General features: G+C 44.6%; 15 protein-coding genes and 1 pseudogene. 4 read left to right on the plus strand and 12 right to left on the minus strand.

From position 1 onward, the window contains the following. Nucleotides 1-52: 52 nt before the first annotated feature. From sstT to malT, 7 genes and pseudogenes are all read right to left on the minus strand, one after another. Nucleotides 53-1,270 (minus strand): serine/threonine transporter SstT, encoded by a 1,218-nt coding sequence (gene sstT, locus AB4513_RS22755; RefSeq protein ID WP_009845849.1) that lies wholly within the window; start codon nt 1,268-1,270, stop codon nt 53-55. A gap of 441 nt (nt 1,271-1,711) precedes the next feature. After that, nucleotides 1,712-2,776 (minus strand): annotated as a pseudogene (gene rsgA / locus AB4513_RS22760) (ribosome small subunit-dependent GTPase A). Nucleotides 2,777-3,316: 540 nt separating this feature from the next. Further along, entirely contained in the window at nt 3,317-3,775 is a 459-nt protein-coding gene (locus tag AB4513_RS22765; protein WP_017096254.1) for a copper chaperone PCu(A)C, read from the minus strand. 114 nt (nt 3,776-3,889) lie between these two features. Further along, nucleotides 3,890-4,486 carry an SCO family protein gene (locus tag AB4513_RS22770; protein ID WP_012600175.1) on the minus strand — a complete coding sequence of 199 codons (597 nt, stop codon included), beginning with the start codon at nt 4,484-4,486 and terminating at the stop codon, nt 3,890-3,892. Further along, entirely contained in the window at nt 4,483-4,923 is a 441-nt protein-coding gene (locus AB4513_RS22775) for a hypothetical protein (RefSeq protein ID WP_102258067.1), read from the minus strand. Before AB4513_RS22775 ends, AB4513_RS22770 begins: the two co-directional genes overlap by 4 nt. 202 nt (nt 4,924-5,125) lie before the next feature. Beyond that, entirely contained in the window at nt 5,126-6,046 is a 921-nt protein-coding gene (locus AB4513_RS22780) for a DUF368 domain-containing protein (protein WP_102258066.1), read from the minus strand. Nucleotides 6,047-6,635: 589 nt separating this feature from the next. Then, a complete protein-coding gene (gene malT / locus AB4513_RS22785; protein ID WP_029223176.1) occupies nt 6,636-9,344 on the minus strand; it encodes an HTH-type transcriptional regulator MalT in 2,709 nt (902 codons plus the stop codon). A 566-nt stretch (nt 9,345-9,910) separates the two neighbouring features. Between malT and AB4513_RS22790 the strand changes: the two genes are divergently transcribed. The 3 genes from AB4513_RS22790 (at nt 9,911) to glgB (ending at nt 17,077) form a co-directional block, all read left to right on the plus strand. Next, a complete protein-coding gene (locus AB4513_RS22790) occupies nt 9,911-12,364 on the plus strand; it encodes a glycogen/starch/alpha-glucan phosphorylase (protein ID WP_009845842.1) in 2,454 nt (817 codons plus the stop codon). 176 nt (nt 12,365-12,540) lie between these two features. Further along, nucleotides 12,541-14,721, plus strand: a complete 2,181-nt coding sequence (gene malQ, locus AB4513_RS22795) for a 4-alpha-glucanotransferase (protein ID WP_102258065.1) — start codon at nt 12,541-12,543, stop codon at nt 14,719-14,721. Nucleotides 14,722-14,896: 175 nt separating this feature from the next. Further along, complete coding sequence (gene glgB / locus AB4513_RS22800; protein ID WP_102258064.1) at nt 14,897-17,077, plus strand: 1,4-alpha-glucan branching protein GlgB; 2,181 nt, start codon at nt 14,897-14,899, stop codon at nt 17,075-17,077. Nucleotides 17,078-17,228: 151 nt separating this feature from the next. On the opposite strand, the gene AB4513_RS22805 is transcribed toward glgB, so the two are convergent. The 5 genes from AB4513_RS22805 to AB4513_RS22825 form a co-directional block, all read right to left on the minus strand. Next, a complete protein-coding gene (locus tag AB4513_RS22805) occupies nt 17,229-18,068 on the minus strand; it encodes an energy-coupling factor transporter transmembrane protein EcfT (protein WP_012600180.1) in 840 nt (279 codons plus the stop codon). Next, nucleotides 18,065-19,759, minus strand: coding sequence for an ABC transporter ATP-binding protein (locus tag AB4513_RS22810; RefSeq protein WP_009845838.1), 1,695 nt, complete (start codon nt 19,757-19,759; stop codon nt 18,065-18,067). Before AB4513_RS22810 ends, AB4513_RS22805 begins: the two co-directional genes overlap by 4 nt. 6 nt (nt 19,760-19,765) lie before the next feature. After that, nucleotides 19,766-20,314: an ECF-type riboflavin transporter substrate-binding protein gene (locus tag AB4513_RS22815; RefSeq protein ID WP_009845837.1), complete on the minus strand. Its 549-nt coding sequence runs from the start codon at nt 20,312-20,314 to the stop codon at nt 19,766-19,768. Between the two features lie 290 nt (nt 20,315-20,604). Further along, on the minus strand, nt 20,605-21,735 hold the full coding sequence (locus AB4513_RS22820; protein ID WP_009845836.1) for an HlyD family secretion protein: 1,131 nt from the start codon (nt 21,733-21,735) through the stop codon (nt 20,605-20,607). Then, the gene (locus AB4513_RS22825; protein ID WP_009845835.1) at nt 21,735-22,130 is read right to left on the minus strand and encodes a DUF3302 domain-containing protein; all 396 of its coding nucleotides are present in this window, start codon (nt 22,128-22,130) and stop codon (nt 21,735-21,737) included. Before AB4513_RS22825 ends, AB4513_RS22820 begins: the two co-directional genes overlap by 1 nt. Before the next feature lie 256 nt (nt 22,131-22,386). On the opposite strand from AB4513_RS22825, the gene AB4513_RS22830 reads away from it, so the two are divergent. Further along, nucleotides 22,387-23,295, plus strand: coding sequence for a DMT family transporter (locus AB4513_RS22830; RefSeq protein WP_009845834.1), 909 nt, complete (start codon nt 22,387-22,389; stop codon nt 23,293-23,295). The last annotated feature ends 48 nt before the right edge of the window (nt 23,296-23,343 follow it).

Below are 23,343 nucleotides of genomic sequence, written 5' to 3' on the forward strand. Positions count from 1 at the left end.
AGAGCTTAGAGCTTAGAGCTCAGAACTGTTTAGGTTCAGAGCAGCTAAAGGTTTATTGCTCTTTGTTTTGCTCGGCTTTACATACAGCAGCAGTGAACACTACGTCTGTTGAGCTGTTAAGTGCTGTTTCAGCTGAATCTTGAATCACACCGATAATGAAACCAACCGCTACAACCTGCATCGCTACATCGTTTGAAATACCGAATAGGCCACACGCTAGCGGGATAAGCAGTAGTGAACCGCCAGCAACACCCGATGCGCCACATGCTGATACTGCAGCAACAAGGCTTAGTAGAATCGCAGTGAAGATATCAATCTCAATGCCCATAGTGTGTACAGCAGCAAGCGTTAACACAGTGATGGTGATTGCAGCACCCGCCATGTTGATCGTTGCGCCTAGAGGAATCGATACAGAGTAAGTATCTTCGTCTAGCTTTAGCTTCTTACAAAGGTTCATGTTCACTGGGATGTTTGCAGCGCTTGAACGAGTGAAGAATGCCGTTACACCAGATTCACGAATACATTGCAGTACAAGTGGGTATGGGTTTTGTTTTGTTTTAATAAATACAAGCAGTGGGTTAACCACAAGTGCGATGATTAGCATTGAGCTTAGTAGTACTGCTAGAAGTTGACCGTAGCTTGCCAGTGCATCGAAGCCTGTTGTTGCGAATGTTGCAGAAACAAGACCGAAGATACCGAATGGGGCAAGGCGAATAATGAAGCGAACAATGTGTGAAACACTGTGGCTTAGGTCTTCGAAAACCGCTTTGGTTGTTGCAGATGCGTGGTGCAGAGCAAGACCAAGACCGATGGCCCAAGCAAGAATACCGATGTAGTTCGCATTCATTAGTGCGCTAACTGGGTTGTCTACAAGCTTGAATAGAAGCGTATGAAGAACTTCTGCAATACCTTGAGGAGGGTTAGCACCTTCAGCGCCAGCAACCAGTGTCAAAGTGGTTGGGAACATGAAGCTCAGTACTACAGCAGTCAGTGCAGCAGAGAACGTACCAATCAGGTAAAGCACAATGATTGGACGCATATGAGTATGCTGACCTTTCTTTTGGTTTGCGATAGAAGCTGCAACAAGAATGAATACTAAAATTGGGGCAACAGCTTTCAGAGCACCAACAAACAGGCTACCTAATAGGCCTGCATCTTGAGCTGCTGAAGGAGAAACCATGGCGAGAACGACACCGAAAACAATACCAGCAAGGATCTGTAGAACGAGATTTCCACGAGCGATGCGGGCGAGCATGTTGTGATTTTGCATAAAATACCTGCAATTGTTAATTTATTATAGTGATGTATCTTTTTATGAAGTTGTACCAAATCCAACTATACACTAGCGGAATTGGCGGTCATATTAGCGGGATCTAAGAGGGTGTCTAGGGATAGTTTACTTTTAGGGTTATTGTTTGCGCTATGTGGTGTTTTTGGAGCTAAATGTTAAATAAATGTATTTTGATTGGGCTATAAATCTGCTGATTCTCATTTGATAGATTCAAAACACTGCAAATGTAGAAATGTAAACGGCTATAGGAAAGAACATTGTGTGCATAAATAACCACACCATTATCAAATTGAAACAAAAAGCCCCACGTGATTAACACGATGGGGCTCATTGTCTTAATTTAAAGTTATCTTAAGTTAGGTTATCTTCAATACAGCTTATAGCTGTTAACCTTAAACCTTAAACCTTAAACCTTAAACGTTAGTCAGACGCTTTTTTAAGATTGCGGCCTTCTGATTGTACGGTTTTGTACATCTTGGAAAGCTGCTTATTGCTGGCGCGTTGTTCCGCTAACGAGGCGCCATTTCGGGCTTGTTCTCGCAATAACTTTCGATAGTTAGCAAATCGTCGCTCAGACAATTCTCCACTTTCAATCGCCTTGCGTATCTTGCACCCCGGTTCTGATTCATGATGACAATCAGAGAATCAGCAATGTATGGCTAACTCTTCCACATCAGAAAAGGTTTCACTCACGCCTTCAGCGCAGTCAGCAAGTTGTAGCTCTCGCATTCCTGGAGTATCGAGCAGTAAGCCGCCCGATGTTAGCAAGTGGAGCGATCGTGATGTGGTTGTGTGTCGGCCTTTACTATCGTCTTCACGAATGCCACCTGTGGCTTGTTCAGCCTCACCAAGTAATGAGTTGACTAAGGTGGATTTACCCACACCGGATGAACCCATTAAAGCCACAGTCTTGCCCGTTTTACACCAAGGCGACAAAACTTGAGTTGAGTCTTGGTCTAGGCTATTCACCGCTTCGATCATCAGCATAGAATCTAAGCTTTGCACTTGTTGTACTTTGTCTTCGTAGTCATCACACAAGTCTTTCTTGGTGAGTACGATAACGGCTTCAACCTGTGCTTCATTGGCGAGCGCTAGGTAGCGTTCAATACGGCTTAGATTAAAGTCGTTATTTAACGAAACCACGATAAATACCGTGTCGATGTTAGCTGAGATATATTGTTCGGCGACACGGCTACCTGCAGCTTTACGGCTGAAGAGTGATTGACGGTCTAATAAACGGCCGAATTGCAGTTCAGAGTTCAAGATTACCCAGTCGCCAACCGTCATTGCGGGTTGGTTTTGATGGATAGGGAGAACGATTTCGCCTTGTTCTGACGCTAGTGTATAGCCGCTGCGATGGTGCGCGGTAATACGAGCAATGACGGATTGGTCATAGTCTTCGAGTGTCAGTTGTTGTTGGAATACAGGTTGCCATCCAAGTTGTTGAAGTGACATTGGATTAGAAAATGCGTTTTGTGAATTCATGTCTATTTACCCAGACGTGCGAGCTTTCTTTTCTTGTGAGAGCATTAAAGTCTTATCACTGCATTAAAGTCTTATCACTGCATTAAAGTCTTATGAGAGCATTAACTTCTTGTGAGCTCTCTTATTGTTGATGAGATCAAAAGAGTTAATGAGACCAAAAAGAGTTGCTGAGATTAAAAGCGTCGAGCGTCAAAAATGTTTTGAGTTTGGGTCGAATTCAAATAGATAGGACCCCGGATTGAGTCATGCTTTATAGGCATGCAGGAGTTGATCACTTACGATCAACAGTAAACCGGGTAAAAGTGTGCGGTCGTCAAAGAGTGACGATAAGTTGGTCGATCGGTATTTAAGTTGGATTAACCAAACAAGTTAACGCGTTACTTTTACTGCCAGTTTTAGTGTCTTCATTACAATCATCTTCTATTCTCCTTGGTTATTAATGTGGTCGGGCTTTGAATAAAAAGCGAGCTCAGTTTAGCAAAAAGCCACGATGGCGAGAAGTCATCGTGGCTTAAATTATTTCATCGATAGTGAATCTGATTAATGATGATCGTGATTCATCTTTTTCATGCCGCTCATCACTTTCTTCACTGGCGCATCAAAGGTCTGTGTTTCACCGTTTGCGAAGGTCAGTGTCATTTTGATTTGTTCACCTTCTTTTAGGCTACTTTTTAAGTCAAACAACATGATGTGTAAGCTACCTGGTTTAAGTACAGCTTTACCATTTGCAGGGATGGTGATCGCTTGAACTTGACGCATCTTCATTACGTCGCCATCAACGATAACATCATGAAGTTCAACCTTTCCTGCTGCTGGTGTTGTTGCAGAAACAATAGCGCGATCTTTATCGCTATGGTTCATCAGAGTCGTGAATACCGCGCTGTTCACTGCTGAAGGCGGGGTTGCGCGCGCGTACGCGTCATGAACCATAATGTCGCTATTCGCTTGAGCAAGAGGAGTGAGCAATAAGCCTGCTAGAGCAAGTGCTTTTAACTTCATGTTGTTGTCCTTAGTTTTTTGTTTTGGTCTGGGACCTGACTTTTTGTTCGAACTTTATTCGTTAAGTTCTTTATTTTTGTACACGTTGTTTCTCGTCGCTGATGACTTGGTACGTTAGCGCGTTAATGTGTTAATAGCTTCAACAATTGGCGCTGGCGTTAACGTATGCGGCACTTTGGTAATCAGCGTGCCATCGGGTTTTAAAAAATAGAAATATGAGCTGTGGTCTAGGGTGTATTCCAACTCTGAACCTTCAAGCTTGGTCTTTCTAAAAATAACACCGTAGTTGTGTGCAAGCGTTGTTGTCACATCTAACGGGCCACTTAATCCTTCCATCATTGGGTGGAAGTATTGTGCGTATTCGTATGAGGCTTCAGCGGCATCACGTTCTGGATCGAGAGAAACAAACATCGGGCGAATCTTGGCTTTTGCTTCATCAGAAATCTGGTTAAGTGCTCCGGCTAACATTGCTAGAGAAGTAGGGCACACATCTGGGCAACGTGTGAAACCAAAATAAACGATACGAATTCTGTCATCGGTTTGGTCAAAGATTTCAGTTGGCTGGTTATCTTTGCCGAAAAGGGTTGTTGCGGAGAATTGTTGTTTTGCCGCGTGTTGTTTTTGAGCTTCGTTTTGCCCATCAAGATAACTTTTAACGCCAAAGCCAAGGACAAAAGCGACAACCAATGCTAACGACCAATTTCTACTCATCTTGCCATCCTTATTGCCGGATTTACAGTATCGACACCATCAGTGAGCTCACCGATCCATGTCATCTTGTCTAAAGTACATACAGGTAAAATCACATCACCTTCATAGGTATTATTGCCAATGTTTTTTAATTGAAAACGTGCCGAGCCCATTTCCATCTCTAAACCTGTAAGCGACAGCATTAATGTGTCAGAGGCTGCGCCTTCCCACACTACTTTGATTTTGGTGGGAGCCAGAGGTTGAGCCGTCTCGCGATCAAGTGTCATCGTAACTGTATTTTGCTCACACGATGTGGTGGAAAGTATGCAGTAATCATCTAAGTTAATCTCAGCAGAGGCTCGCTCCATCGCTGATTCAAATTGCTGAATAGCTTGCGGTCCATAAAAGCCTGCCACGAGAGCGATCCCAAGAGCAGCAACCTTTAATGCAGAGTGCATGTCGTGTTCTCATCTAATTTTATAAGAGCGGCGATGTTATCATATCCCTCAATATGTGCTTGTATCAAAAAGTAATTTTGTGCGTATGGTAGAACTAAAAAAGCGAAGCCATTGGCTTCGCTTTTGTCTGTGTCATAGGTTCATGAGCTTAGTCTTTCTAAGTTCTATCCGTTCTGAATACGCTTGAGAATGGATAGAATGATCAGCCCGCGTTGCGCTCTGCAAACTTCTCTAACCCAAGGACCAGAGCAATCGCTACAAGCATCATCACAATAGCCATTACTAGCTGTGAAGGTTGAGAAGTGACGGCTTCAAAATCGAACGGTGACAAGTTTTCTTGAATCAGAGGAACTTGCTCACCTTTAGAGTTTGTACGCCAGCTGATCGTTTCTTTCCACGGCCAAATCTTCGGCAGTGTACCGATCATCAAACCAGTCAAGAATACTAATGTGAAGTCGCGGAATGAGCGTAGTAACCAAGAAAGTACGTGAGAGAAAGTCAGCAGGCCAATCACACAGCCACTAAGGAATAGGGCAAGTACATCGACCTGAAATTCTTTAACGGCACCAAGTACCGGGCCGTACATACCAATTAATAGCAGAATGAAGCTCCCTGAGATACCTGGCAAAATCATCGCACAGATTGCAATCGCACCTGCAATGAGAATATTGATACTGGTAGGTTCCATTTGCAGCGGCTTAAGCACGGTAATGCTGTAAGCGAAGGCGACACCAAGCAGCAAAAATACGAATCGAATCATATCGCGCTTTTCTACTTGTTTAAGAATATGGAAAACCGACACCAAGATAAGGCCAAAGAAGAAAGACCATAGTGGAACTGGGTGGGTGACTAATAACCAAGAAATCAGTTTTGCAAATGTCGCAATGCTCGTGAATACGCCTGCGAACAGTGAAATTAGGAAAAAACCATTGATGTGGCTAAACGCGGCTTTGAAACCTTCACGCTTCCATAGTCCAAGTACGCTAGGGTTAATTCTTCGAATGCTTTCTAGTAGCGTATCGTAGATACCAGTGATGAATGCGATGGTTCCGCCCGACACGCCAGGTACAACGTCGGCTGCGCCCATTGCCATGCCTTTGAAAAAAGTACTTAAGTAGTTCATTGCTTCATAGAGTTGAGAGTGATTTTGTGCAGTATACAAACTTTAGTGTAAAAAAAGTATGAATATACCTTTGGCGAGGTGCTTTATTACCTCTTTAATTGTAAGGCAATACGTTGATGTGAACATCTGCCTTACATTTAAAATACAACTGCTTGGCGTCTTATTATTATCGGCTTCAGTGAAACTTGTTTTCTATCGATATTGCATCTTGGTTGCATTATGCAAATGCACTTTGCAATTCGCATCATGAATTAGAGGTTTTTATGCGATGCAGGGCGTATAAAACGGCTGAATTAAAGTTGGCACGCTAACTGCATTATATACATTGACCCTTCTTAAGCCGAGGGTCACCTAGCCAACTGACGTTGTTAGTGAACTTATGATTTGTTCACAAATATATAGAGCCAATCGCGATTATTGCGGTTGGCTATTTTTTTGTCTGTCGTTTGGCTCTTTATGATCAGTTATCTGCTATTAACCCCATGCTCCAAACGAAAAAAAAGCCAGTCACCATAGGTAACTAGCTTAAGCTTTTCTCGAATTAATCTCGAATTAATCTCGAATTAATCTCGAATTAATCTCGAATCGTTTAGTACCCCATCAACTGCAGTAAATTCTCCGCTGTGCTGATCGCTTCTTTGCGGTTAGCAATGTTTAGTTTTTGGTAAAGGTTACGGATGTGAGTCTTGATGGTGGTACCTGCTACATCGAGTTCTTGAGCTATCTGCTCGTTACTGAATCCTGAATAGATCAAACCAAGTACTTGCCATTCACGCTGGGTGAGTGGGCTCGTGCGCACAAGTTCAGGAATGTTTGGGTGATTGACTAAGTTTTCAACAAAGTCTTCATCAAAGTGAACCGAGCGGCTGCGTTGGGTGGTCGAGATATCTTTCATGATCTGTTGAGCGCGATGGCGTTCTAAGTCACCTAAGCCAGGCTTGTTACTCAACTTATCCAAGATATGTCCGATAGTCCCGCCGTCTACTAAGAAGTTGCCGACCATACCGGTTTGGTTAGTCATATGAAGCGCTTCTTCAAGTAGCACGCGTGCGCTGTCTTCATCGTTAATTTGTGTACGTAACACGGCTTCAACGATCAAGTTTCGGTTGGTGTCTGTAATCAGATGTGAACGCTGAGCTTCACTCTTAAGGAAAGTCAGCGCTTCTTCCGCTTCTTCATACTGCTCAAGAATGATGTGAGCGCGAACGATGTTTCTCCATTGCAGTTGGCAGAAGTGGTTGCTTGCCGATTCAGGTCGAACAGCCACATTCAACCAATCACGTATCGCCTCTTTATTGCCTTTTACTTGCCAAAAAAGAATCAAAGAAAGAGAAGCGTTCGCCGTCCAGTCCACGTGGTAAGTCGATTGACGCAATAGGTGCTGAATTTGGTCGATAAACTTAGATGCTTTATCAATTTCACCGCGACTCAGTGAAATACGAGCCAGCATTGAATAGCTGTGAAGGTGCTTACTTGGCGAATGGTGACCAAGGATATCCAAGCCTTTGTAACAGCACTCTTCCGCTTCATCTAATCGGTTCCAACACCAGAATATTTGAGCTCTAACACGCAGTAAGAATTCATGCAGAGGCACGTATTTTAGCTGGTGTTCTTCGATCAATTTGAACGCACTGTCTTGCAGCTCGAATGCCGCTTGAACGTAACCCTGTGCAATTAAGATCTCGCTCTGTTGTAGAATCGCCCAAAGCGCTTGGTGGTAAACTTGGTACTGGCGTGCAAGTTTTTCTGTTTGCTGCATCATTGGCAGTGCACGGCTCAAGTTGCCCATTACGTGATTGACTTCACCAACAACAGACGTGGCGACAATTCGGCTACGATAAACGGTGGTGTTCAGCTGACTTAGCGAAAGCTCTGCCAATTCCAAGGCTTTTTCAGGTTCATTACTGTTGATCGCAACTTGCGCGCGTAGGGCGTTGTATTGCCCTTGCTGTTGAGTGTCGAGTTCAATATTTCGAGCTTGATATTGTGTTTCAGCCTCTTCCAATAATGTCCCTACTTGTTCGTAGCGGTGCTGACTTTGTGCTAGCCAAGCTCGTAACATGGACAGTTTAGGGTCGCTGTAAAGTTGATCCGTAGTCAGTTGCTTGATCGCCATCTCTAACGAGGAAAGTTCGCCTTGGTTGAACATCGGCCAGCCGTGGTCTGTCAGTATTTGAATGATCAGCTCTGGGTCTTCAGCGCGCTGTGCATGGCGCAGTGCTTGGTGTGGTGTGTCTTGTTTAATCCACGCCTTCGCGGCACTTCGGTGCAATTCTGCTTCTTGTTGAGGGATTCGAGCTTGACGCTCATGTGCCAAAAATTCACCAAACAGGTTATGGAAACGATACCAGTTCTTTTCGCCTTCAAGCGGGTAGATGAATAAACCGAATCGATTTAATGATTCGATCATACCCAGTGCGTCTTCACGTTGTGTTAGCGCACAAACCAGTTCGTCGTTGAAGTGGTCAAGCACTGAACACTGCATCAAGAACTGTCGAGTTTCTTTGTCTAACAGGTCGAAAACCTCTTCAACCAAGTAGTCCCAAAGATGGGCTTGATTAAAGTGGGAGAAGGACTCAGCAGACTGCGCAAGCGTACGTTTTTGATGTTGGGCTTGCAGCGCAATAAGTTGAAGTGCAGAAGGCCAACCCTCTACATAGGTACAAATACTGTCTGCCGTTGTGTCATCAATACCATCGGCAACACGCTGATTAAAAAAGCGCGTCGTCTCTTCGGTATCAAAAGCCAGCGAGTCATTACCTAATTCGATCATTAAGTCTCGAACGCGCAGGTTTGCCGTACCTAGGGGTGGTGTACCCCGACTGGTTACAACCAGCGTAAGATTGTCGGGCATGTGTTTGAGGAAAAAGCGCATTGCTTCTTGAATGTCATCATTGTTGACTAAATGGTAGTCGTCTAAAACAAGAAAACATTCATGATGATAGTCCGACATCTCGGCGAATACTTCGCTCAATAAAGAATGCAGCGATGAAAACTGTCGTTTCTCTGCCAGTTTTTGGGCATTGGGACAGGAGTTTTGAGTCGCTTTATTGAGTGATTGGAGTAGGTAGTTGATAAAACGGAAGGCATCGTTGTCACTATCATCGATGCTGTACCAACCCACATTCGGCTTATCTAATAGCCACTGTGCAGCCATAGTGGTCTTGCCATAGCCCGCAGGAGAGCGGAACAATACAAGCTTATAGCAATCTGCGTTCTGGAGCAGATCGAGAACCCTAGGTCGTAGGATTGCATTATGTAAGCGGCCGGGACGAGTCAGTTTCGAAGGGATCCACATGTCGAAGTTTTTCACCTATTCCGTGGCCTATGTTCTGGGGATTCTAAAACCGTAAAAGAGTTGCCCAATCACATCTGCCTAATTACTTAAGTCTGTGCTTATGTTACGTGAAGAAAAATGGCACCGACTATGATTCTCCTCAGAAACCTTGCGGTCTTGCATGTTTTTAGCTTTCTACGCCCTTAATTTGTGACTTTGCTCACATTACGTGGTGGTTTGTGAATGTGACTTTGTTCGGTCTTACACTGAGATTTATGTAAAAGATGAGATATGGAAAATAATTTCGTGATCTCAAACTCAGATTTGCTAATCAGTTTATTCCGGTTAAATAAAACTCACATCAATTAACGTTAAGTTATCGAACGGGAGCTTGTGATCTTAGTCACTCCAACTTTTTGTTCGAAGTTAGAACATGAGAGTCAGATCACTAACCTTACATCGGTACGCCCCCTACGCCCTCTCATCTACTCCTAGTTAGTCGTATTAACGGGAGGATGTTTAGTTAATGGTGACCATGCACGATATGTCACAGATGAATTAGAACTATTAAAAGCGAGATTTCTGAAATGAAACCAACTCAGCAAAAAACTTTCGATAAAGTGTCGTTCCAAGAAAGCGTTAAAAAGCATTTATCTGCAACTTACGCAACAACGATTGAAAACGCAGATAGCCGCGCATGGTACCTAGCAATGGGGCGTGCGCTAGCAGAATTGACAACATTTGATCTGCTAGAAACTGAAAATGATGAAAAAATCAAAAACGCGAAGAGCGTTAACTACCTTTCATTAGAGTTTTTGATTGGTCGTCTAACAGGTAACAACCTGATCAGCATGGGTCTGTACGAACAGATTACTCATGCAATGGAAGAGCTAGGCCAAAACCTAACTGACCTTCTAGAAGAAGAACGCGACCCATCGCTAGGTAATGGTGGTCTTGGTCGTCTTGCTGCTTGTTTTATGGATTCTTGTGCTGCACAAGAGTACCCAACAGTAGGCTACGGTCTTCACTACGAATACGGCCTATTCAAACAGTCTTTCCAAGATGGTCGTCAACAAGAAGCACCAGACGCATGGCGTGGTGTTGAAGGTTACCCATGGGAAGTCGCTCGTCCAGAGCTAGCACAACACATTGGTTTTTACGGTCATGTAGAAGTTGAATTCATCGACGGTAAAGAAGTTCGTACTTGGGTTCCAGGTATGGAAGTAAAAGCAATGCCTTGGGATCTACCAATCGTAGGTTACGAGTCAAACACGGTTTACCCATTGCGTCTTTGGGAATGTCAGGCAATTGCACCATTCTCACTAGCAAGCTTTAACAACGGTGATTACTTCGAAGCGCAACACTCGCTAATCGATGCAGGTAACATCACTAAAGTACTTTACCCGAACGACAACCACGAGAAAGGTAAGACACTGCGTCTAATGCAGCAGTACTTCCACTCAGCAGCGTCAGTTCGCGATATTCTACGCCGCCACGAAGCCGCAGGTTTCTCTCTAGAAGATCTGCCTAAGCAAGAAACGATTCAGCTGAACGACACGCACCCAACGATTGCGATTCCTGAGCTAATGCGCATCTTGATCGACGAGAAAGGTCTATCTTGGGATCAAGCATGGGAAATCAGTGCACATACGTTCGCGTACACGAACCACACACTACTTCCAGAAGCACTAGAGACTTGGTCTGAATCGCTGATCAACCGTCTTCTTCCACGTCACATGGAAATCATTTTTGAAATCAACCACCGCTTCATGCAAGAAGTTCGCAAGATGTGGCCTGGTGACGGTGAGAAACAAGCGAAGCTTTCTATCATCCAAGAAGGTTTCCACCGCATGGTTCGCATGGCAAACCTATGTGTGATTGGTTCTTACAAAGTAAACGGTGTAGCCGCACTTCACTCTCAACTGGTTAAGAAAGACTTGTTCCCAGAGTTCAACGAAATCTTCCCAGGTAAACTGACTAACGTAACGAACGGCATCACGCCACGTCGTTGGTTGAAGTTCTGTAACCCAGGTCTATCTAATCTAATCACAGGTAAGATTGGCTCTGAGTGGCCAGCAAAACTTGAGCAGCTAGAAGGCATCGCTAAGTTTGCAACAGACGCGAAATTCCAAAAAGAATTTATGGCTGTTAAGAAAGAAAACAAACAGCGTCTTGCGGATTGGGTTCAAGAGAACATGGGTATCGAGCTAGATACTAACGCTATCTTTGACGTTCAAATTAAGCGTCTGCACGAATACAAGCGTCAGCACCTAGATTTGCTACACATTCTGTCTCTGTACCACCGTATTCTTAACGAACCTGGTTTCGAGTGTGAGCCACGCGTATGTTTCTTCGCAGCGAAAGCAGCACCGGGTTACCACCTAGCAAAAGAAATCATCTTCGCGGTTAACAAGATTGCAGAGAAGATCAACAACGATCCTCGCATCGGTAACAAGCTTAAAGTGGTATTCATCCCTGACTACCGTGTAAGCATGGCTGAAATCATCATCCCTGCAGCAGACGTTTCTCAGCAAATCTCATTAGCTGGTAAAGAAGCTTCAGGTACGGGCAACATGAAGATGGCTCTAAACGGCGCTCTAACTATCGGTACGATGGATGGTGCAAACGTTGAGATTCGTGAAGAAGTTGGTGATGAAAACATCTACATCTTCGGCCTAGAAGTTGACGGTGTTGTTGCACTGAAAGCTCAGGGTTACAACCCATACGATTACTACAATGCAGACCCACTATTGAAAGCATCTCTAGATCTACTGACTGGCGATGAGTTCACTCCAGGTCAACCCGGTCTTCTACGTGCAACGTTTGATAGCCTACTAGACGGTGGTGACCCTTACCTATGTCTTGCTGACTTCGCATCTTATGTGAAAGCGCACGAAGACATGGGTACGCAATACAAAGACCAAGCTGGTTGGGCTAAGAAAGCGATTCTTAACACGGCATTGGTTGGTAAGTTCACATCAGACCGCTCAATTCGCGACTACGTGAACAACATTTGGAAACTTGAAGCGGTTAACCGTTAATAGTTGCAAAGTAGCCAAGGCAGTTTTTGCCTTGGCTCAATTAGCTTGTGAGCAAATAGACGGCTTATTCAGATAGCAATGCTTACAAACTGATTGTCACAAGCTAATTGATTAGTAAAAATTAAATAGACAACCCTACAAAAATTGAAAGCGTCAGAACGTTTTCGGAGAGAGCGATGAAAGAACAGACCGTATTAAAACAAGTCGCAGAAATGGCAAATATTGCTGATAGTTACGTTAGTGCGTGGGGCGATGAAGCACAAGTATCAGAAGAGACGATTACGTCTCTATTGGCTTCATTGGGCTACGATACAAGCAGCGATGATGCACTGCTTAAATCTGCAGAAAGAAAGCACAGAAAAGATGTATTAGACCCGGTTCTTGTCTTGCGTGACGGTGAGCCAGTAGAAGTGACACTCAATCTGGGTGTGAGTGCTCGTGAAAGTGAGTTCAGCTGGCGCTTAGAAACCGAGCAAGGAGAGGTACTTGAAGGCTATCTTCAATCTCAAGTCGTTCGTGACGAGCGTGCCGAGGGTGGCCCTTTAGTGTTTGCATTGCCAAGTGATTTGGCATGGGGTTATCACAAGCTCATTGTGAGTCGTAAGCGCCGTAAGAAACCTTACGAGATGACGTTGATTATTACGCCCAAAGCATGCTTCAAGCAGTCACCCATTGAGCAAGGCAAAAAGCTTTGGGGACCAAGTGTTCAACTGTACACGCTAAGAACTCAGCACAACTGGGGTATTGGTGATTTCGGTGACCTAAAACAGCTTGTTTCGGATATCGCGTCTCGCGGTGGTGACTTTGTTGGTCTAAACCCAATTCACTCACTGTTCCCTGCAAACCCGGAAGGTGCGAGCCCATACAGCCCGTCTTCACGTCGTTGGTTGAACGTCTTATACATTGATGTGAGTTCAGTTCCTGAGTTCGCATTAAGCGCGGAAGCGCAACAAACGGTAGGCAGCGCCGAGTTCCAGCAGCGCCTACAGAAAGCTCGTGAAGCGCACTGGGTGAATTACACTGAAGTGTCTGAGCTGAAGATGAGCATCTTACCTCTGCTATTCGCAGAATTTAAGACTCGTCATCTAGACAAAAACAGCGACCGCGCACAAGCGTTCTTAGCGTTCGTTGAAGAGGGCGGTGAAAGCCTGATGCATCAAGCGGCGTTTGATGCTCTGCACGGTGAACTGCATGCTGAAGATTCAGGTATGTGGGGCTGGCCTGTATTCCCAGAGAAATTCCGTACATTTGAAAGCCCTGCGACCCAGAAATACATCAAAGATAACCTAGATCAAGTGCATCTCTACATGTACCTACAATGGTTAGCCGATTGCCAAATCAACGATGCACAGTCTCTTGCTGAAGAGAAAGGCATGGCGGTTGGCCTTTACCGTGATTTAGCGGTAGGCGTTGCAGATTCTGGCAGCGAGACATGGGCTGATGAAGGCAACCTAGTGATGGATGCGAGCATTGGTGCTCCACCGGATATTCTTGGTCCTTTGGGTCAGAATTGGGGTCTACCACCACTAAACCCAGAAGTGCTTCAAGTAACCAGCTACGACGCTTACATCAAACTACTTCGTGCCAACATGAAGCACTGTGGTGCATTGCGTATTGACCATGTTTTAGGTCTGCTGCGTTTGTGGTGGATTCCAAAGGGTGAGAACGCAACGAAAGGTGCGTACATCTACTACCCAGTGCAAGACATGCTGTCTATTCTGGCGCTTGAATCTCACCGTTACCAATGCAGCGTTATCGGTGAAGACTTAGGGACGGTACCGGATGAAATCGTAGACATCCTTGCTGATGCTGGCGTGCATTCTTACAAAGTATTCTTCTTCGAAACATCAGAAAATGACGGTGGTTTTATTTCTCCTAAGCACTACGCGTCACAATCGATGGCGGCACTGTGTACTCACGATATGCCAACGCTTCGCGGCTTCTGGCACTGTGATGACTTGAAAATGGGTCAAGAGATTGGTTTATACCCAGACGCACAACAGCTAGAAACTTTGTTCGATAACCGCTTGGAGTGCAAGCAAGGTATCTTAGACTCAGTGGCATGGCACGGCTTCCTACCTGAAGGTGTGGGGCGCGATGCAAGTCAAGTGCCGATGGATTCTTATCTTGCTGAAGCGCTTCAGTTGCACGTTGCGGCTGGTGGCTCAACACTCCTGAGTGTTCAGTTGGAAGATTGGCTAGAGATGGATAAGCCCGTTAACATCCCTGGTACGGTCGATGAGTACCCTAACTGGCGTCGTAAACTATCAATGAACTTGGACGAAATCTTCGCTCATGAAGGCGTGAATCGTATCGCCTCTAAGCTAACTGACGTACGAGAAAAAGCAGCTAAGTAATGGAGTCGAGTGGCTTGAAAAGAGGTGGTTTTTTGCTTACGCCGTACGAAACTACAACCTCGGTCACTCAATATTGAATGCTCATCTGGTAGAATAAACCGTCGTTATATTGCCCGCACTAATAGCGGGCATTTTTGTATTATGTTTTTTGGATGTTTGGTTAGGGAGAAGCGTTTTGGAACTAAGTTCGATTTCAAAGCAAAAACAAATATATACCCAACTATCACAGGCTTGCTTCACAGACCCATTTGCGTTTTTAGGGCCATACTTACCTTCTGAACAAGGTTCATTACGAGTGTGGATTCCTGGGGCAGATAAAGTCGAGTTGATTGTTGGAAAGGAACCTCGTATTAAGTTAGCGCGAGAGGGTGAAAGTGGTTTCATTCTTAAGCAAGAAAGAGACTTACGTTTTACTCACTACAAGCTTGCGGTTGATTGGAATGGAGTAGAGCAGATCATCGATGATCCATACCAATACCATGATCTGTACGCGAGTTATGAGGATCTTCATACACCTAAAGATATGTATCATCACATGGGGGCTCAGTTTATTACGCTAGAGCGTGATGGACAGACGATTTCAGGCACGCGTTTCTTGGTGTACGCACCGCATGCAACAGCGGCTAGCTTGGTGGGTAACTTCAACGCTTGGGATGGTCGTCGCCACCCAATGCAGCGTCTAGATTATGGTATGTGGGGCTTATTTATTCCTGATCTGGAAGAAGGCGCACAATACAAGTTTGAATTAAAAGGGCCTGATGGCGAAGGCTTGCCACATAAAGCTGACCCATGGGGTTTCTATTCTGAGCAGTACCCATCATTTTCATCTGTGACTTACGATCACGCTCGTTACCAGTGGCAAGATTCTCAATGGCAGAATCGCCCGGTAACGCAAAAGCGCAAAGAAGCCCTTTCATTCTATGAATTGCATGCCGGCTCTTGGAAGCGCAATGCTGAAGGTGAATTCCTAAACTACCGTGAGCTAGCGGCAGAGCTAATCCCATATCTAACGGATCTCGGTTACACACACGTAGAGTTGATGCCGGTTTCAGAGCACCCGTTTTACGGCTCTTGGGGTTATCAGCCAATAGGCTTGTTCGCACCAACGAGTCGTTTTGGGTCTCCAGATGATTTCAAATTCTTCGTCGACCAATGTCACCAAGCCGGTTTAGGCGTTGTTCTGGACTGGGTTCCTGCACACTTTCCAAGTGATGATCACGGTTTAGCTAACTTTGATGGAACGCCTTTGTTCCATGACCCAGATCCACGCCGTGGTTGGCACCAAGATTGGAACTCGTACATTTACGACTTAGGTAAAGAGCATGTTCGTCGCTTCTTAGTAGCAAATGCATTGTACTGGTTCGAACAATTCCATATCGATGGCATTCGTGTTGATGCGGTTGCTTCGATGTTGTACCTCGATTACTCGCGTAGCCATGATCAATGGATTCCGAATGTAGACGGCGGCAATGAAAATTACGACGCCATCGCGACCCTTAAGTGGATGAACGAAGAAGTTTATAAACACTTCCCTAACGCGATGACAATTGCTGAAGAATCGACGGCTTTCCCGGGTGTTTCAGCACCAACCTTTATGGGCGGTTTAGGCTTCGGTTTTAAGTGGAACATGGGTTGGATGCACGATAGCTTGTCTTACATTCAAGAAGATCCAATCAACCGTAAATATCACCACGATACGATTACCTTCCCGTTGGTTTATGCTCACAGCGAAAACTACGTATTGTCTCTGTCTCACGATGAGGTGGTTTACGGTAAAGGCTCTATCCACAACAAGATGCCGGGTGATGAGTGGCAGCAAACGGCTAACCTACGCGCTTACATGGGTTACATGTATGCACAACCGGGTAAAAAGCTGAACTTCATGGGCGCTGAATTCGGTCAAACGGCTGAATGGAATCATGATGATCAACTGCAGTGGTTCTTGTTGGAATATGAACGCCACCAAGGTGTTCAACGCTTAACGAAAGATTTGAACAATCTATACCGCTCTGAGGCGGCAATGCACGATCTTGATTTCGACCCGAAAGGTTTTGAATGGCGTCTACAAGATTCTGCTGAAGCAAGTATCTTAGCTCATGAACGTATTAGTGAGTCGGGTGAACGAGTATTGGTTGTTTCTAACTTTACGCCTGTTCCTCATGAGCGTTTCCGTCTAGGTGTTCCAGCCCAAGGCCAGTACTCGCTATTGCTGAATACTGACTCGGCTGATTACGCAGGCAGCGGTTTTGAAGTGAAGCAGGTTGCTAAGGTTGAATTAGTAGCAAGCGAAGGTTTGGAGACGTCGATTGAGCTGCGTTTACCACCACTTTCAACGGTGTTTTACAAATTAAACTAATAACAATCACAGTAAGTCAGTGATCACAAAGACGACAAAGGGAGCCCTGAGGCTCCCTTTTTTGTTTTGATTTTCACTCTAAAACGGCTTGAATTTCGTTAAGTAGAACATCAAGCAGCATGTTATATAAGCGTCGCTTTCAATGAAAAACCTAAAATGGATACCAGAATAATTGTGGTTCTAAAACACGTTTTACGATCGCTAACACAACGATAAAGGCGATAACCATTAGCCAAACATAATCGATACGTTTCAAAGGCGCATAGCTATACCAAGTCCGTGACTTATGTCTGCCAAAACCTCGTAACGTCATTGCGTTTGAAATCTCGTCTGCACGGTCCAAACTAGAAAAAATGAGCGGACCTAGAACCTTAGCTACGTTTTTGATACGAGTGAGTAAAGGTGCTTTTTTCGATAGTTCAACGCCACGAGCCTGTTGAGCATGCATGATATTGATGAAGTCTTTTTTAACTTCAGGTAAATAACGCAGTGTTAAGCTGACCGCATAGGCGATTTTGTATGGAACGCCAATACGGTTGAGGCTTGCTGCAAACTCGGTCGGGTGCGTGGTAAAGACGAATATTAACGCTATCGGGAACATACTCATGTATTTGAGCGTGACAGTGATTAAATAAAACAGAGTCTCTTGGCTCAACGAGTAGTTACCCGGCAGTGTCAGCAATAGGGTCTCGCTGCCGATGAGCTCTGTACCTTGCTGTGGAGCAAGCAGATACATGAACAAAGCATTTAGGCTTAATACACTCACCGTTCCCAATAACAAAGGCTTATAAACGCGCACAGGTACATTAGTAAGCTTTAGCAGGAATAAACCAGTCACAATAAGCAACGCAATCAATCTCAGGTCGAACGTAGTCAAAACCACAGTGACCCAAGCGAGAAAAAGTACAAATTTAGTGATGCCGTTCAATGCGTGTAACGGTGACTTAGTATCAATGTAATTGATGCCAAATTTTACTTTTGATGCATTCATAGCGAGCTTCTCTCGTCGTCGATGAAGTACTGCATAAAAGCGTTGGTGTCGTCGATTTTCATCATAGTCGCAAGTTCATAAATGCTGGTGGTGCAAAGGTTCGCACGTTCTAAAAGCGATGGCTGACTAAACACTTCCGTCATGGCTGCATTAGCAATCAACTTACTGTCTGCGATTACGATCGAACGTGTGGTGTATTCTAGAACCAAGTGCATGTCGTGTGAGATGATCACAACAGTAATGCCCAAATCTCGGTTAAGCTTTTGGATGAATGCCAGCATCGATGTGTAGTTACGGTAGTCTTGGCCTGCTGTTGGCTCATCTAAGATGAGGAGTTCGGGCTCCAACACTAAGATAGACGCGATCGTTACACGCTTTTTCTGACCATAGCTCAGAGCTTCAATGGGCCAGTGGCGGAACTTACTTAACCCGCAAAGCTCAAGAACGTTCTCTACTTTTTCTGTGACCAGCTGTTCTGCCATACCGCGGTTACGAAGACCAAAAGCAATCTCATCAAAAATCATATGATGTGAGATCATATGATTCGGGTTTTGCATCACCACACCGACTTTCTGGCTTCTTTCAAAGATGGAAAGTTCAGATAAGTCTTGACCATTTAGATAGGAAGAACCTGAATCAGCATCTATCACACCCATGATGAGTTTGGTGATAGTGGATTTACCCGAACCGTTCTTGCCCAAAATCGAGACAAACTCACCCTTACCAATTTTGAAACTCACATCTTCGAGTGCATTTTTTTCGCCGTCGTAAGAATAAGTTAAGCCATGAACTTCGAGCAAAGGCTGGTACTGTTTCTCTGCTACCGGTGCCGGGCGCTCAGCAAACCAAGCTTGAACTGCTGGGCGGAATCTTTTGTAATCCAAAGCTTTGAGGTTTGAAAGTTTATCTTCGTTAGTCAGAGGGGCTTTCGCTGCTTTAAGTGCAGATAAGTAGAGAGGTTCACGAATACCGTGCGTATCAAGTAACTTGGACGCTAAGAGGTCATCCGGAGTCATATCCGCGACTATTTCACCGCGCTCCATTAAGATCACACGATCGATATCGCGATGCAGAACATCCTCAAGGCGATGCTCGATAATCACGATAGTCTTGTTGGTTTCTTTATGAAGTTGGTCGATGATCTCAATCGTTGCTTTGCCCGTTTTAGGGTCAAGGCTTGCTAGAGGCTCATCGAACAGCAAGATATCGACATCATCGACTAAAATACCCGCTAACGATACTCGTTGCTTTTGACCACCTGAAAGGTCATGAGGAGAGCGCTCAAGCATATCCGCTAGGTCGACCATTTTTGCTGTCGATTTAACTAACGGGTACATATCAATGTTCGACATCAACTGGTTTTCTAATGCGAACGCGATATCTTCACCGATACTTAACCCCACAAATTGGCTGTCAGTATCTTGCAATACTGTGCCTACTTGCTCGGTATAGTCGTGCATTGAAAACTCAGAGACATTCTTGCCGTTGATCTCTAAAGAACCAGAGACCTCACCTTTAATTGCATGAGGTATCAGACCATTGAGACACTGACCTAGCGTAGATTTACCACTACCACTTGGTCCAATAATGACGATTTTCTCTCCTTTCTCTATCCTTAGATTGATATGTTTTAGCGTCGGTTTATCCAGCGACTCATATCTAAAAGAGAAGTTCGAAAATGCTATAGTCATTAGCGTTTATGCCTCGGTCAGGTTACGGCTTTGTTTGTTACGTTTAGCGACTGATTTTAGGATCAGGAAGCCTACCACTGCGATAAGAATAGTGTTGCCCGCAGCGATGATAGACAGTTGAGTGAAGACTTTAGTAAAGGGTTCTGCGTATAGGATGGTATCTAGGAACGCAGAGCTACCATAACCCACAACGTTACCCGCAAGGGCAAGTACCACGAACAGTGCAAAATCTTTCATTGGCAGTTCGCCTTGTTGAAGGCGATTCTTAGTCATCATTGGGAATAAGCCGATAACCATACCGACAATACCTGAGCCTAATACCCAAGTTAACCATACCCCCCAACCTGCGAACAAATCCGTTACCCAGTGACCGATAAAGCCAACCAAGAAGCCAACAATAGGGCCAAACAAAACAGAAAACAGTGCTAGGACTGCCATTGCTGGTTTCAATGTCGTGTTAGCAAACACTGGGACACCAAACATAGGTAAACCACCAATGCCGTACAGTGCCGCGCCAATAGCAATAACGACGACTGTTTTAGCTGAAAAGTTCATAGATAACCTCGAATACTGAAAATAAAGCATAATATTCGCCATTATTAATATGCGTCTCAATGAGAACGTTTTTTGGGCAAATATAAAAAATAAGGCGCGCATTATACAGTAGAACCCTTCCATAAGGGAAGGTAAGTGTCTAGATGTCTAAAATTCCATCTAGACGCATTAATATCACGTAATAAGCGCAATTTTATGGTTAATCAAGCAACAAAAAAGCCAGAACGAGTCTGGCTTTTTGATTCATATTAACAATGTGTTAAGCGGGGTTGTCGTATATCTACGACCGTTTAGTGGTCTAGATATAGATAGTTTTGCCAACTCTTCATGCGAATAAGCACTTTACGCATGATAGATACGTGAGTGAAGCTGTCAGAATAAACGGCCACTTCGACGGCAGTACCCATAGGCAAATGGTACTCAGACAGATCATCAGTGATGGTCAGCTTAACAAATACACGGCCGCTAGTGCGCAGTGCGTCAGTACCTAGAAGTGTGCCTCGAGCTTGAAATTGGCTTTCACCAATGGCTGGGATCACTTCATCAATGCGTCCTTTAAACACTTTTCCTGGTAGTGCTCTAAATAGAAACTCAGCTTCGTAGCCAGGTTGCAGTCGTTGTAGTGAGTTTTGTCTAAAGGCTGCGGTATAGAATTGCGCCTCAGTGTGAACAAAGGTCATCACCGGCGCTAATGGTAGTGGTACAGCCATTACACCAGGACGAAGAGCGAGTTGAGTTACGTAGCCATCGGTTGGTGCTCTTACTACCGTTTGGTCAAGATTGAATTCAGCTTTACGTAAATCAGCAAGTAAGCCTGCAACCGCTGTATTCTCACCGCCAATCTCAGAGTTAAGTGCGATCTGAGCTTGTTGTTGGTTTGCTTCGGCTACTTTCACAGCTGCTTCTGTGGCTTTGTATGCCTGTCGACGAGTATCGAGCTGTTGCTCTGTAAATGCGCCACTTTCGAAGCCTCGCTTGTATCGAGAGAATTCACGTTGTGCTTTATCTCTTTCTGCAATGGCTTTTATTTTGGCAGCTTCAGCTTCTCCAACTTGCGACTCTAGACCTAAGGCTCCTTGACTCGCTTCTTTTACTTTGGCTTGCAGCTTAGCAACTTCAGCTTCAAAAGGAATCGGGTCTATTTTGAAAAGGATATCCCCTTGCTTGAGAGGCTTATTTGCTTCAACCGGAACCTCGATGACTTTGCCTCGAACCCCTGAAACAATCGGTGTCGTTGAGTAAACTTGATTACCGATTTGTGTGAAAGGGTGGTTGTAGTTCATTAATAGAATCAAAGTACCGATGAGGACAACACCACCCAGTACGGCTGTTGGGACAGTCCATTTGTTTAGTGGGATTTTGAATACTTTGAAAATCGTAATACAAAGCGCCGCGTAGGTCATTATCAGCAGTAAATCCATTACTTAGCCTCCTGATCTTGAACGTTGTTTGTCTGTTTCTCTGTGCTGTTTTGCTCAGTGCCCGCTTGCTTTAGCTGTGCGATTTCGTTCTGAAGTGCACTCACTTGGTCGATGAGAGTGTCGACTCGGTGATGAATATCATGTTGTTCTTCTTCAAGCTTAGCGAAGCCCCAGCCACGATCTTTGCGCCACAACGTAGCCCAAATCCAAAGGAACGGCCAAATAGTGTGTAAAGTGAATAGGCTAACCCAGCCTGAGACATGAATAGCATCTTGATGAGGGTGATTGCGTTCTTTCGCAATTTCATAGGGAATATCGTGAATAACGATGATGCCGTAAAAGATAACTAATGCTACGAAAATCAGTAGACCGAGTGCAAAGTAGTCTAAAAACATAACAGATCCTTGTAATGTTAGATGTTAGTTACAAATATACTACGCTATCATCCAAGTAATTGTTATAAAAATGATTTACCAATCTGAAAATAATATGTTGCTGCTAATAATGAGAATAAAATCACTGATGGATCTTATAAAACCCAATTGAACTTGAATAGGTTATTTCGGATTTCTTGCTGACAAGATGACAGTTCTGATTCAAACGATGCGCATAGCCATAATCATAACAACAATAAATAAAGGATAAATGCGGATGTATATAGGTGAATTAGCGGCCATTGGCGCTGCGATGGTGTGGGCATGTGCGACATGGATCTATGGGCAATTTGGACATCGCTTCTCTGCGATGCAGTTGAACATTGTTAAGGGGGTTGTAGCCTCTGGCATGATGCTGTTGGTCATGCCGTTAATACCAATGCCTGAATTCGAACTGAGTGCTAACCATTTTGGGATCTTGGCGATCTCGGGAGTCATTGGTATCGCAGTTGGTGACAGTGCTTATTTTGCGGCATTAAAAAGAATTGGTGCCAATAAGACCTTGTTGCTGGAATCTCTGGCTCCACCTCTTTCTGGTGTTTTGGCATTAATGTTTCTTGGCGCGGCACTCACTTTGCAAAGTTGGCTCGGTGTTGTGATAACAACCTTAGCGGTGACCTTTGTGGTCTTTCAGCCGTCGAAATCAGCGAACGGTAATGATATTTCTAATGACAAAGCACTGTGGGGTGGCATTGGATATGGGCTTATGGCAAGTGTTTGTCAGGCGTCGGGTGTGGTGATTTCCCACTACGCATTGGTGGCGGGTGACATTCCACCATTGTTAGGTGCTTTGATTCGCCTGACGATTGGCGTGTTTGCCGTAATGCTGATTATCCCTTTCGTTGAAAAGAAGCCGTACTCGTCGATAAAAAGAGATTTATGGGCAATGACCAAGCTCGATAAACTTTGGTTATTAGGGGCAATCTTTGTCGGGACGTTTCTCGCTCTATGGCTTCAGCAAGTGGCGCTGAAAAATGCTAACCCTGCGATTGCTCAAACATTAATAGCGACCAGCCCGGTCTTTATTTTGGTGATTTATGCGATTAGAGGAGAGAAGGTGTCAAAGCAAAGTATCATCGGGACACTTGCCGCATTAGGTGGAATCTCTTTGTTCTTTTATCAATAAGAGGCGGGCTTAGCTACAAAGCTACAGACCTACAGAACTAAAGACCCA

This window comes from Vibrio sp. 10N.222.54.E6, from assembly GCF_041473955.1.
GTDB lineage: Bacteria > Pseudomonadota > Gammaproteobacteria > Enterobacterales > Vibrionaceae > Vibrio > Vibrio tasmaniensis_A.